The following is a 12899-nucleotide window of genomic DNA, read 5'->3' on the forward strand; positions in this document are numbered from 1 at the left end:
GACGGCGCTCGGCCTGGCGATCGTCTCGCCTCCCGCCGCGCCCACGATCTCGTCCTGGTCGCCGGACACCGGCGTCGTCGGCGACGGCATCACCGATGTCAACACGCCGAAGCTGACAGGCTCGGCCGCGGCCAATTCCACGGTCACCGTCTATGACGGCTCGACCAAGCTTGGCGTCGCGACCGCCGATTCGACGGGGGCCTGGAGCTTCACCACCGCGAAGCTGGGCGACGGGACCCATGTCCTGACCGCGACGGACACCAACACCGCGGGCGTCAGCGCGGCCTCGACGGCCGCCACCATCACCGTGGACACACATGCTCCCGCAGCCCCGGTCGAGACCAGCGATTCCGTCGTCAATGGCAATCATGTGCTGATTTCTGGAACCGCCGAGGCCAACAGCGCGATCGCCGTGTATGACGGGACGACGGTCGTCGGCACGGCCGCGACGACCGCAAGCGGAGCTTGGAGCCTGACCACGGCGGCGCTTTCGAGCGGCGCCCACGCCCTGACCGCGATCGCGACGGACGCAGCCGGAAACGCCAGCGCGGCTTCGGCGGCCGTGGATCCCGTGATTGGTTCGACAGCAGGCGGGCAATTTCCGAACTTGCTGCAGGCCTACAATCTCTATCACCCGACATGGCAGGTCGCCGGCGTGGATTATCATGTCGGCGTCCCGAACGGGCTGACGCTGAAGGACGCTTCCACGATCTCGATGGCCGGGGTATCGGTCGATGCGGTCCACCACGTCGTCACGGTGACCGGCAACAATGTCACGCTTGACGGCTACGACTTCTCGGGCGGCGGCGGCTGGCAAGTCAGTGTCCAAGCGGCGCACACAACGATCAAGGATTGCAACTTCGTCGTTGGCTCCAACAATATGGTTCCGATCTCCGGAACGTCGCGGGCGTCCGACCTGTCCGTCGCCTATTGCACGATCAACGGCGCCGGGCACGATCCCAGTCCTTCGGGCGGACTAATTACGTACTCAGGCACAAACCTCTCCGTCGAATATAGCTGGTTGCACGATTCCGGCGGCGACATGATTCAGCAGGTGGGTGGATCCAACTGTACGATCACGGTCGAACACAACCTGATCCAGAATGCTGGCATGGCCGTCGGCGCGCACGGCGACTACACCCAGATTCTTACGTCCGGCTCGGCCACGGTGGAGATCAACTACAATACGACCACGCAGGCGCCCCAGGCGAATGGCACGATGTCGCAGGGCCTGATGACGGACGCCTACCAGCACGGCGATATCACCCACAATGTGATGATCGGCTCCTGCACTTACTTCACGTCCATGGACCTCGCGCATCTTACGGGAACGATGACGGCGCAGGACAACTATTTCGACATCTCCAAAGCCTACGGCTTCGTTTACCCGAACTCGGGGCCGAACGACTCGAGTTCGCAGTCTGTCTTCATCCATAACGTGAATATGAGCACTGGCGCCGTGCTGCAGGATTCCAACTGGGCGGCCGAACTGGCGGCCCAGACGACGTCGACGGCCGCCGCCACGCTCACGAGCGGCGCGAGCGCCCTGACGGCTCTGACCGCGACCGCGACAGACACAACCGGAACGACCAACTCGGTTTCGGCGACCGCGGACTCCGCGATTGGTTCGACCGGCGCCGTCAACTTTACCGGCCTGGATCAAACCACGATCACGGGCGCGGCGGACGCCAACGCCCTGATCAAGTTGTCTTCGAATGGAACAGCGTTTGGAACCGCCACTTCCGACGCGAGCGGGCACTGGTCGATCAACGTCGGTTCGTTGTCCAACACGGTCCACACCTTTACGGCTCAGGAGGTCGACAGTTCCGGTCACGTCATCGGCAAGGGTTCCGGTGACGCGATTATCGGCACCCACGGCAGCGACGCTCTCACGAGCACCGGTGGCAGCGACGTGTTCTTCGGCAACGGTTCGATCGACACTTTCGACTTCCGGCCGGGCTTTACTCACTCGATCGTCACGGATGGCGGTTTGAACGAGCAGTTCGTGTTCAGCGCAACCGAGTTCACGGATTTCGCCCACCTGCTTGCTCACGCGGCGCAAGTCGGCGTGGACGCGGTCTTCTCTCATGGGAGCGACACACTGACGCTGAAAAACACCAAGATCACCGATCTGCATTCGGCGGACTTCCACTTTGCGTGAGCCCTTCCCGGGCTGACTCACGAAAATAAAGGATCGGCGAATGACTGATATTCGAGGGGAGTTGAATAGCGGCTCCATCTTTAGCCGGCGGGGGCGCTCCCCGCTGCGACGCGACGGGGCTCAGGCCTCGCCCTCCGCGAAACCGCGCCGGCCTGGCGGCAGGCGCGCCGGATGGATGCGCGATTTCGCAGAAAAGGCGCGGGTGCAATCGGAGGCCTTGATCGACGCCGCCGCGCGTCATCTGTTTCCCGCCGTCGTCGGGGAGCCGCACGCTGGCGAGGCGTCGCGCTCGGAGGTCCTCGCCTTTCTGTCCTCTTGCAAAACAATCTTCTGGGGCCTCGCCGTCTTCAGCGCAATGAGCAACCTGCTCATGCTGACGGGTTCGTTTTTCATGCTCCAGGTCTACGACCGCGTATTGCCGGGCCGCAGCGTTCCAACTCTGTTGGCGCTGCTCAGCCTTGCGATCGTGCTTTACCTTTTTCAGGGCGGCCTGGACCTCGTTCGAAATCGGATCAGCGCGCGGCTTGGCAGCTATTTCGATGACCACATCAGCTTGCGCGTGTTCGACGCCCTGGTGCGATTGCCGCTAAAGACGCGCGGCGACAGCGACGGTTTGCAGCCCTTGCGCGATCTCGACCAGTTGCGCGGCTTCCTGTCGGGCGGCGGCCCGATGGCCCTGCTCGACTTGCCGTGGATGCCGATCTACCTGGGAGTCTGCTTTCTTTTTCATTTCTGGATCGGCGCCACCGCAATGGCCGGCGCCGCGGTGCTGATCGCCCTTACGCTTCTCACCGAGATGAAGACGCAGACGCCGGCAAAGGCTTTTTCGCGTCACGCCGTGGCGCGGATCGCGCTGGCGGCGGAAAGCCGGAGCAACGCCGAGGTCCTCCAGGCCATGGGAATGCGGCGCGGGGCCGCGCTGCGCTGGCGGGAAGCCAACAAGGGCTATCTCAAGGCGCACCAACAGGCAAGCGACGTCTCAAGCGGCCTCGGCGGCCTCTCGAAGGTGCTGCGCTCGATCCTGCAATCAGGCGTGCTGGCGGTCGGCGCATGGCTCGTCATCAACCAGCAGTCGACCGCCGGCATCATCATCGCCGGATCGATCCTGACCGCTCGGGCGCTCGCGCCGGTCGATGTCGCAATCGCCAACTGGAAAGGCTTTGTCGCCGCGCGCCAGTCCGGCCGGCGACTCGATCAATTGCTCCGCCTCCTGCCAGCGGAGCGGGAAAAGCTGTCGCTGCCGGAGCCAAGGGAATCGCTCTCGGTCGAACAGATCCATGTGGCCGCTCCAGGCACCGAACGGCCGATCCTGACAGACGTCAGCTTCAAGCTGCTCAGAGGGCAGGCCGTCGGGATCATCGGTCCGAGCGGATCAGGCAAATCGACGCTGGCCCGCGCGCTCGTGGGCGTCTGGCCGTTCGCGCGCGGCCGGATCAAACTGGACAACGCCGCGCTCGATCAATGGTCCTGCGAGGCGCTCGGCCGGCATGTCGGCTATCTGCCCCAGGATATCCAGCTTTTTGAAGGCTCGATCGCGCACAACATCTGCCGTTTCGATCTGAACGCCGACCCCGGGGAGATCCTGATGGCGGCGCGGATCGCTGGTGTTCACGACTTGATCCTGTCCTTGCCCGACGGCTACGGGACCAAACTGGGAGAAGGCGGCATAGCCCTTTCCGCCGGACAGCGCCAACGCATCGGCCTCGCCCGCGCGCTTTTCGGCAATCCCTTCCTGGTCGTTCTCGACGAACCGTCGTCCAATCTCGACGGCGAGGGCGAACTGGCGCTCAACGCCGCCATCGCCGCAGTCCGCGCCCGCGGCGGAATGGTCGTGGTCGTCGCTCATCGGCCGAAGGCCCTGGAAGGCGTAAATCTCACGCTCGCGCTCGCGGGGGGGCGCGTTCAGGCTTTCGGACCGAAAGAGGAGGTTTTGGCTCGGGTGCTGCGCAAGCCGGTCGCCCTCAATGTCGTTGCGGACAACGCGGGAGGCGGACGATGGAGCGCATGATGAGCTTGGCCCAGCGCTCCATCCAGCGCTACATGATCGTTGGCGGCGCGCTCGTCGTCGGCGTCACGTTTGGTATCGGCGGCTGGGCGGCCACCAGCCGAATTTCCGGAGCGGTGATCGCGCAAGGCGTGGTCGCCGTGGCTTCCAGCGTCAAGAAGGTTCAGCACTCAACCGGCGGTATCGTCAGCGAACTGCGCGTGCGCGACGGTGATCGGGTCAAGGCCGGCGACATTCTGATCCGGCTCGATCAAACGCAGGTTATGGCCAGTGCGAACGTCCTCACGAGAAGCGTCGATGAACTGCTCGCAAGGGAAGCTCGCCTGATCGCCGAACGTGACAACGCGGATCACATCGCCTTTCCAAAGGTCCTGCTCGATCGTATCAAGGACGCGGATTCGGAAGCGGGAGCGGCCGTCGGCGCCGAGCAGAAGCTGATCGACCTGCGCAGTCAGGCCCGGAACGGTCAAAAAGCCCAACTCAGGGAACGCGCGGTTCAGTTGCAGGACGAGATTCGCGGCTATCTCGGGCAGGCGGAAGCCAAACAAAAGGAAGTCGATCTGATCCACAGGGAACTCGCCGGCCTTCAGGCGCTGTACCAAAAAAAACTGGTGCCGATCACCCGGGTGACGGCGCTTGAGCGCGACACCGCGCGGCTTGAGGGCGAGCGCAGCCAGTTGACCGGCGCAATTGCCCAGGCGAAGGGCAAGACCGCCGAGGTCGAATTGCAGATCATCCAGATCGATCAAGATCTTCGTGCTGAGGTCGGCAAGGACCTGATCGAAACCCGCGCAAAGCTCTCCGAAGCTGCGGAGCGCAAGATCGCCGCGGTCGATCAGTTGAATCGCATCGACATCCGCGCGCCGCAATCAGGTCGCGTTCACCAGCTTTCGGTGCATACCGTCGGCGGCGTGGTCTCGCCAGGCGAGCAGATCATGCTTGTTGTGCCCGACGCCGACGCCCTCGTGGTTGAGGCCAGGCTCGCGCCGTATGACATCAACGAGGTCTATGTCGGCCAGGCCGCGACAATGCGCTTTACCGCATTCGATCAGAGGATCACTCCGGAAGTCCAGGGCGAAGTCGCAATGGTTTCGGCGGACGCCAGCCAGGACACGCACACGGGCGCCAGCTATTTTACGGCGCGCATGGAACTCACGTCAGACGTGTTGACGCAACTCGGCGGCGCCAGACTGACGGCGGGCATGCCCGTGGATGTCTTCATCAAGACGCCGCCGCGCACAGCTTTGTCCTACCTGACGAAGCCGCTTTGGGATCAGTTCGAACACGCCATGAAGGAGCGGTAAGTTTGAATCCGGATCACCGGAGCCGCGCTGTGGCCACGGCCAATGGCCCGGCAAAACATCCCGATCCGTTGGTCAGCCTAAGCAGGATTTCCGAAAAGCAGCCGCCGGTTTTCGGATAAAAATCCTGCTCAAACAAAGGCGTCTAAGCAAACATTCGTTGGCGAGCCAAAGAATGTTTGCTTAGATTTTAGACGCGCGCTTTTCCCGCAAGAGAGCGAGGAGCGACCTTATGGTGTCGACTCTCGGGAACAGCCGCGGGAGCGTGTGTGCTTCCATCTGCGTCCTCTGTGATCCTGCTTCGACGCGATAGTGGAGGAGGTCGACGAGTCCGGTCGCCAGCAGCAGCGGCGCCAACCGGGGAAACCTCAGCTGCAGCATTCTGCGCTGCTGCTGTAGCCGCGGCGCGATTCTCCGCCTCATGTTCAAGGGAACCTCGACTCCGAGCAGTTCGTGCAAAGCGGTCAATTCGGTTTCGAGCGCATTCCTCGCGAGCTTGCCCACCGTGAAGGAGGCCAGTTCCTTCCAATCGAAGCCTGCGGTCGAAGCAAGATCCCGCAAATCGAGCAAGTGGCGCAGATCGGTGGCGCCGATCCAATAATCGTGGTCCTGGAACTGATCGTGCATGATGAGGATAAAAGCCTGACATGCGCGCGAAGGAATCTGCGCAGCCCCCGATCCAACTTTTATGCGCTGGCAATGACTTCCGAGATCAGCCAAAGCCCCATGGCAGAACGCCGGCCCAGGCGGCGACACGTGCAAATCGATCATGCCGACGTCGTTTGCCCTGCCAAGGTCGAGCCACCACTTTCCGACGTCCGGAGGCGAACGATCGTGAACGCGATAACCAATTGGAATCAGACAATCGAGCGCCTCCTCGACTTCGTCGGGACGAACAAGCAGGTCAAGATCGCAAGCCATCCTGCGCCCGCGGCGATCGCGGTTCGATTCGGCGAGCATGGCGGCGCCCTTCAGCAGAACCGGCGTGATCCCGCGCGCGTTCAGCGCGGCGAGCGCCTCGCCCAACTGCGCGAGCAACCGATCGTTGCGTTGGCTGTTCCGCTCGAAGATCGTCTCGACGCAGTGGGCGAGGTCCGCAGGAACAGCGTCGGGGCGCTGACGGACGATTTCGATCAGGTGCGGCGTCGTCAGGGTTTGGTTGGCCAGCCCGATGAGTTCGAGCCAGTCCGGCGCCTTGGGAGGGTCGTTGCGAAAACAACGGCAAAGCTCCAGAAAGCTGCGGTTACGCGACATCGTTGCAAAGCCTGGCGATGGCGTCGGCGGCTTCCGCCGCAGAGTCGTAGGTGAGTTCGAAGGCCCTGGCGCCCTCGAGCATCCTCCGCAGGGCGCCGAAACCGGCAAGGCTCAGCCGCCGCTGAGACGAATAGGAGCCCTCAATGATTCGACGCATCGCGTCGGCGGCGGCGACATGACGGAACTTGACCGCGCCGCGTCGCCGCCTGTCCAGGAAGATAACCCATCCGACTGGGCAAGACTTGGAGTCGACGTCGCGGAGAGGCAAATATTTGACCCGTTTGCCGTCGGGCCTGCAATGGATCGGCGCGCGCGTCAATTCAGGCGCAATTGCGCCGACGATTTCCCAGGCGCCCGATTTGACCGTAGGCGCGAAAGGGACGCCCTTGGCCGAGCCGTCGAGCGCGATCAGGGTGACGTCGTCGCTCACATAGCCGAAACCATGCGCCTCCAGATGCAGCGCAAGCGTGGTCTTTCCGGCGCCTGGCGCCCCGCTGGCAAGCAAAACTCCATTCGCGTGCGACAGGCATGCGGCGTGGAAAACGATGTCGTCGCGCTCGCGTTCGAGGATCCCGGTGGTCACGACAGCTTTGATCAGCGGCGCCAGTTCATCGTGCTTGCAGACGCCAATCAATGCGTCCTTGAAGTAGACGTGCGCAAATCCGGCGACTTCGACCGCATCGAAATGCGCCGGGGAGGGGGCTTCGGCGGCGGACGGCCGCGAATCAAACAGGGCGGCGATCGCCATGGAAAGCTCGAAGCTCGAAGTCTCCATACTGTGTGCGACGCCGTCCACGCAGAACCGGACGATCGGGCGACGCCATCGGACTTCGGCGCGCAGCAGCCCGAGCCTCAGCCATTCCCGCACGGTCTCCTCAACGTATTGAGCAGCGAGTCCAGGCTCCACGCCGGCTTCCCTCAATCTCGCGCGCGCATCCTCAGGCCTGCCATTCTCTTCGAGGCAGCACCAGACCAGGGCAGCGACGGAGTTGAGCGCATAGAGCCTTTGCATCGGTTCACTAAAAAGCGCGGGCTCGCCGTCGAGCAGTGCAAACACGGTGTGTTTCGCCTTGCGCACATCTAGTCCTGTCTCGCGCGCGCCGCGGAACTCACGTACTTCGGCTTCTGCCAGCGACATCGTCTCCATCTCCGTCCGGCTTGGCGCATCAACAGCGCGACCTTGGAAACATTTAATACGATAATATGCAATTTAAATTAGAATAGGCAAAAATCCCATAATTGACAAATTGAATAATCGGAGCATTATTTTCGAGCGCGCCATGCGTCGTTGGTTTCAAAGCGCGAACCCGCTGGTAAAATGGGGAATGGAGCAACGTCATGAAAGATCGAGATGAACTCGAAACGGTCTGCGGCGGGTCCAACGCGCAGCGTGAAGAGGACGCCGATCGCAGGAAATTCATCGCCGCGCTTGGACGTTTTTCTGTCGTGACGCCTCCCGCGATCACCTTGCTTCTATCGACGTCGCTGGCGTCGGAAGCGATCGCAAGATCCGGCTGCGGGCACGGCGGGCCTGGTTGGCCCGGCGGGCATGGCGGACCTGGGTGGCCCGGAGGGTACGGCGGGCCGGTGCGAAGGCGAATTTGATCCTCGCTTGGCCTTGAGCGGCGTTTTGCCTCTTTGATCTGAACCTAATTCCGGATCACAAGGCATCGGCCGCCCGCCGATTTCAGCCAGTCACAGAGGGCGGCCACGCTCGGAAGCGAGACTTCCGACACACGAACCTGACACCAATAGGTTAGACCCTATGTTCGCCCTGTAAACGCGATGGCGGCCCGCCCCGCAGCATGTCCCTAATCGAGGATTGCGCCGGGTTGGGCGGCTCAGAGAGAGCCAGTCCCGCTCTCCTGAACAGTTTCCCGCGAAAAATTAGGTGGTTTTCTGCCGGGTTTCGTTCGTTGCGGGCGCCGTGGTGTTGGGGGTGACTCGGGGAGGGCGTAGCCTGACCGTAGTCGCATCCAACGGCACGGCGGGGGAAAATTCGCTTCGCGGACCTTCGGTTCAGGCCACCGCCAGACAGGGCGTCGGTTCCAAGGTGGCCTCGTCCGGCGTGTGTCGGTCAAGGGACGAATGCCGGCGCCGGCGATTGTAAAAGTTCAGATACCGGCCGATCGAGGCGCGCGCCACGCCCGCGCTGTCATAGGCGCGCAGATAAACCTCTTCGTATTTGACCGATTTCCAGATGCGCTCGACGATGACATTCGCGCCAGGGCGCCCTGGCCGTCCAACCGCCTGCCATGGTCTATTGGAATGATATTCAACCAAACCAGCAGACGAAAAGAGCAGCTTAAATCATCTCGGAATTTGTCCAACCAACGGGGAGTAGCTCACTTCTTGTTTTCATCCGCTTTCTGAGTTGCTTCTCCAATCCTGAAATCTTCGAGATTGCGCCCCAGTTTTACGGCTTCGACCAGCCACCGCGGGCGCTTGCCGCGTCCGGTCCAGGTCTCTCCGGCAGCGGAATCATTGCGGTACTTGGGAGGCAGCTTTCCGTGTTTGGGAGTCGCATCGCTCTCCGTCTCTCCTTCTGCGCCGCTGGGTTCGCTGCCGAAATGACTTTGCCTGAGCAGCACCAGCCGCCTGTCGAGCTCCAACTTTTCTGCCACAAGCTTCTCGGCAAGGACCTTTGTAAGCTCTTCGTGCAGTCGCCAAAGATCATAAAAGCTCAGCGCTTTGAGGTCGGAAACGCGCATGTTGGCCTCGGTATCGGAATTGATCTGCGCCCGGAAAGGGGTGAAATGAGAATCGACGGAAGCCGCCTCCCGGCATCCGCGTCTCACGAGAGACTCTGATCAGACAGCGGAATTACCCATTTAATGTCGCGCGTGGATTAGCTTGCGTCAACATTTATTCAACATTGAAATGACAGGAAATATTAAATGCTAACATAATAAATTGACAAAGCGTCAGAATGGGTTCAAAATTTCGTGATAGTTTTGGCCTAACATGTTGAAATTCCATGAAGGCGACCGGCAGGGGAAAACGGACGGGGTTTACGTCAATCCGCAAGTCGGTCCCATCATGACATGCCTCGCCATAGCGCAGCAGCGCGAAATAGCGGTGCGGTTAATCCGCTTCATGTATTAAATGGGTCAGGCGTGAAAAATCTGATCATTTGCAATCCATGGTTGTTTAAAAGCCTGACGCGGACTATATATCCCAACGGGCTGAAGCTGTAAGACGAAAGGCATGATGGAGAAACTCGATATCAATTCAATGTCCGTTGACGAACTCTGGTCGCTCCATGAGGAAATCAGCGAACTTTTGTCGGCGCGGATTCATGAGCAAAAGCGCGTCCTCGAAGAACGGCTCGCGGTCCTCAATGGCGGCGCGACCGCCACGGAAATACCGCGCGCGGCGCCAAAACCTGCCCGCCGCAAATACCCAAAGGTTTTGCCTCGATACCGAAACCCCGAATCCGCGGAAACTTGGTCGGGACGCGGCAAGCGCCCGCGCTGGCTGGTGGCGGCTATGAAGGCGGGTCGCGACATGCAAGAATTTCTGATCAGTTCGTAAAGCCATGATGCTAGAAGGCATTGCGCGCGCGCGTAACTTCAAGTGGCGTCTGTAGCAGGATCAGCAGATCGAGTCGCAGGCTCCAGTTGTCGATGTACCAGAGATCATATTCAACGCGCCGCTCGATTGTCGCGCGCGTCGGCGTGGGTCCGCGACAGCCATGCACTTGCGCCCAGCCTGTCAAACCGGGTTTGACGCGCCGCCGAAATGCGTAGTTCCGCAAGATCTTGTCGAACTCGTTGTCATGGGCGATGGCGTGAGGGCGAGGACCAACCAAGCACATGCTGCCGTCCAGCACGTTGAGCAATTGAGGGAGTTCGTCGATGCTGGTTCGACGCAGCCACCTCCCGACGCGGGTGACGCGCTTGTCGCGTGGGCCGGCCTGAACCACCGATTGACCGTCCTCGAGCACATGCATCGTTCGGAATTTGCAAATGGCGAATTTTCTGCCATTGAAACCGCATCGCTGCTGCCTGAAGAAAATTGGACCGGGCGAATCAAGCCGGATGGCGATCGCCACCACCGCGAGCAGAGGCATGAGCAGCATGAGAGCAAGCCCGGCCCCGAGAATGTCCAGCGTTCGCTTGGCGGCCATGTCACCGCGTGACAACGGGCCTCTCTGGAACTCGACGCAGACGGCCCCGCCGATTTGGTGCCTTCGCCGCCGAAATACTTCGGCGGCGGCGCCCACGGGGACGAAATTGACCTGAGAAGGCAGGATGCGCAGATCGGCGGCAAGCAAACGCAACTCCGACCAACGGCTCAAATCCGATTCGATGATGATTTCTTCGATATCTGAACCTCTTACATAATCAATCACATCTGCGCTAAGCCGCTTGCGAACGCCGATTCCGGCGCCTGGCGGCGGCAACCAGAAGCTTCGCGCGACCATGAAGCCCAGACGCTCAACTGAATGCGCCGGTCCGGTTGTCGAGGACTTCGGGTGATCCGTGATCAAGACAACCTTGCGCCCGGCGAATTTGCGGCGGCGAAGTCCTGTAACAAGAGCCTTTTTCGTGACGAATCGAAGGACGATCAGGCCGGCGACGCCTAACACGGCGAACAAGCCGAGGCCGCGCGAGATCGGCCGCGCTGGATCAAGAGCGCTTAACGCCGCGGCCAGGATGACGAACACGGACATCCACGCCAGTAGCACCGAGCGCGCTTGATTGCGCAACTCCAACAGTTCGGCGGGGCGATAGGAACCGCGGAGCTTGAGAATGCAGACCATAAGCGCCGAAACGACGACCGCCGCTCCAAAGGCTTGGCCGAAGTCTATCGGCGAACCTCCCATGCGGGCGAGCCAAGCGGCAAAAAGGCTCGAGAGCAGGATCGCCACGACATCCAGGACGATAGCCAAAGGTTCGATCGCTCGGAATGTGATCGGCCAAAGCCGCTCGGCTTTGGCAATCTTGGTCTTGTGCGACGAAACCTTCGGGAAGGTTTCTGCAAAATTTCGATCAAGGCCGCTCATCATCCAACCATGAGTCTGGCTACTGTAGCGAATATTAAATCCGAACCGGATTAAAATTGCCACATTTATTTTTTTATAATTCTGATTATGGCCGGGGACCGCGCAAGGCGCGGCGACGCGCCGCAGCTCCGTTGCGTCGCCACACTGGCTTCGCTGAGCCGCTTGGTACTACAGTTGCGTATTATTTCGATATTTAATTCTCTTCCCGAAGCGAGTCGGGGGATGGATCAATATGGGCCTCGCGACGTCGTCAGGAGCGCTCCTGGATTGGGAAGCGGAATTGGCCTCCCTGAAGGCGCAGCTTTCGCCAATTTTCCGCCGCAAGGAACTGAAGGCGACGGCGGGCGTGTTTCTTGCCGGACTTTTGTCAGGCGTCACGCGCAAAACCGGCTGGCAAATGGCCGAACAGACGGGGCTTCACCGCCCCGATCCGATGCAATCGCTTCTGGGGCGCAGCCTTTGGGCTGAAGAAGCGCTGCGAGACGCGATCCGCGGCTATGTCTTCGAATCCTTGGGAGATCCTGATTGCGGATACCGACGAAGCCGGCCACCTATTCCGATTTGAAGCCGGCCCCTTGCAGTTTGCCGCCGCAAGTCAGGGTTGATGATGTTGCGCTGTTTCTGATTGGTCAAGGTCGGACAGATTTCGGGCGGACGAACGCGTCTTGCGCAAGCCCTCGCCGGTCAAATCGATCCGGTAGGCGTTCTGGATGACGCGGTCGAGGATCGCGTCGGCGAGCGTCGGATCGCGCCGTGTTTGCGGCCCATGTAGCGCCGCTGATGGGCGCCGACGCGCTGGCCGCGATGGAAAATCTCGACGGTGCGGGCGGTGACGCGCACGTCGACCTCGGCGCGGATCAGCGCGTGCGGAACAGAATAGAGGAAGTCATGCGCTTCGATGTGATGATCTAGATTGACCCGAGCGCGCAGCCATTCCGCGAACTCCCACTCCTCCGTGGGCAAATCGTTGAGCGCGGCGCGCTCGATCTTGTCGAACAGCTCCCGCCAGCTGACGCCGAGCTTGCGCATGGGGCGCTCGTTCGTGCGTTGCATGACAAGCACGATGGCCTCGTTGCATTCGGCGAGCGAGAAGAAGGTCAGTCGGCGCAATCGCCCGAGAATGTAGGTCTGGGCGAAGCGCACGCCGGCCTCGACTTTTGCCTTGTCCCT

The 12899-nt window shown here is 61.2% G+C and carries 11 protein-coding genes and 1 pseudogene; 5 read left to right on the forward strand and 7 right to left on the reverse strand.

All coding sequences use genetic code 11. From position 1 onward, the window contains the following. The 3 genes from CCR94_RS18095 to CCR94_RS18105 all read left to right on the forward strand — a co-directional run. On the forward strand, positions 1-2161 hold a 2161-nt coding region (locus tag CCR94_RS18095; RefSeq protein WP_104509238.1), incomplete at its 5' end, for an Ig-like domain-containing protein. Positions 2162-2336: 175 nt separating this feature from the next. After that, positions 2337-4169: a type I secretion system permease/ATPase gene (locus CCR94_RS18100; RefSeq protein ID WP_104509239.1), complete on the forward strand. Its 1833-nt coding sequence runs from the start codon at positions 2337-2339 to the stop codon at positions 4167-4169. After that, a complete protein-coding gene (locus CCR94_RS18105) occupies positions 4169-5470 on the forward strand; it encodes an HlyD family type I secretion periplasmic adaptor subunit (protein ID WP_244594124.1) in 1302 nt (433 codons plus the stop codon). The genes CCR94_RS18100 and CCR94_RS18105 overlap by 1 nt, the downstream gene beginning before the upstream one ends. A gap of 180 nt (positions 5471-5650) precedes the next feature. Here CCR94_RS18105 and CCR94_RS18110 read toward each other — a convergent pair whose 3' ends face one another. The 4 genes from CCR94_RS18110 to CCR94_RS18135 form a co-directional block, all read right to left on the reverse strand. Next, positions 5651-6829: a nucleotidyltransferase family protein gene (locus CCR94_RS18110; protein ID WP_146090088.1), complete on the reverse strand. Its 1179-nt coding sequence runs from the start codon at positions 6827-6829 to the stop codon at positions 5651-5653. Beyond that, entirely contained in the window at positions 6711-7859 is a 1149-nt protein-coding gene (locus CCR94_RS18115; RefSeq protein WP_146090089.1) for a hypothetical protein, read from the reverse strand. The genes CCR94_RS18110 and CCR94_RS18115 overlap by 119 nt, the downstream gene beginning before the upstream one ends. Positions 7860-8740: 881 nt before the next feature. Then, positions 8741-9004, reverse strand: a complete 264-nt coding sequence (locus CCR94_RS18130; protein ID WP_425332344.1) for an integrase core domain-containing protein — start codon at positions 9002-9004, stop codon at positions 8741-8743. A gap of 62 nt (positions 9005-9066) precedes the next feature. Then, entirely contained in the window at positions 9067-9432 is a 366-nt protein-coding gene (locus CCR94_RS18135; protein ID WP_104509244.1) for an H-NS histone family protein, read from the reverse strand. Positions 9433-9955: 523 nt separating this feature from the next. Here CCR94_RS18135 and CCR94_RS18140 point away from each other — a divergent pair. Continuing rightward, on the forward strand, positions 9956-10255 hold the full coding sequence (locus tag CCR94_RS18140; protein WP_244594126.1) for an H-NS histone family protein: 300 nt from the start codon (positions 9956-9958) through the stop codon (positions 10253-10255). A 10-nt stretch (positions 10256-10265) separates the two neighbouring features. Here the strand turns inward: CCR94_RS18140 and CCR94_RS18145 are convergent, their stop codons facing one another. After that, complete coding sequence (locus CCR94_RS18145) at positions 10266-11729, reverse strand: exopolysaccharide biosynthesis polyprenyl glycosylphosphotransferase (RefSeq protein ID WP_104509250.1); 1464 nt, start codon at positions 11727-11729, stop codon at positions 10266-10268. 280 nt (positions 11730-12009) lie between these two features. Between CCR94_RS18145 and CCR94_RS18150 the strand changes: the two genes are divergently transcribed. Continuing rightward, positions 12010-12294, forward strand: a complete 285-nt coding sequence (locus tag CCR94_RS18150) for a hypothetical protein (RefSeq protein ID WP_158254825.1) — start codon at positions 12010-12012, stop codon at positions 12292-12294. A gap of 30 nt (positions 12295-12324) precedes the next feature. Here CCR94_RS18150 and CCR94_RS25725 read toward each other — a convergent pair. Together CCR94_RS25725 and CCR94_RS18160 are read right to left on the reverse strand one after the other, a co-directional pair. Continuing rightward, positions 12325-12477, reverse strand: a pseudogene (locus CCR94_RS25725) (AAA family ATPase); the annotation flags it as partial. After that, positions 12414-12899: Mu transposase domain-containing protein (locus CCR94_RS18160; protein ID WP_425332345.1), on the reverse strand; the 486-nt coding region annotated here is incomplete at its 5' end. The pseudogene CCR94_RS25725 and the gene CCR94_RS18160, both read right to left, overlap by 64 nt.

The organism is Rhodoblastus sphagnicola, assembly GCF_002937075.1.
In the GTDB taxonomy this organism is placed as follows: domain Bacteria; phylum Pseudomonadota; class Alphaproteobacteria; order Rhizobiales; family Beijerinckiaceae; genus Rhodoblastus; species Rhodoblastus sphagnicola.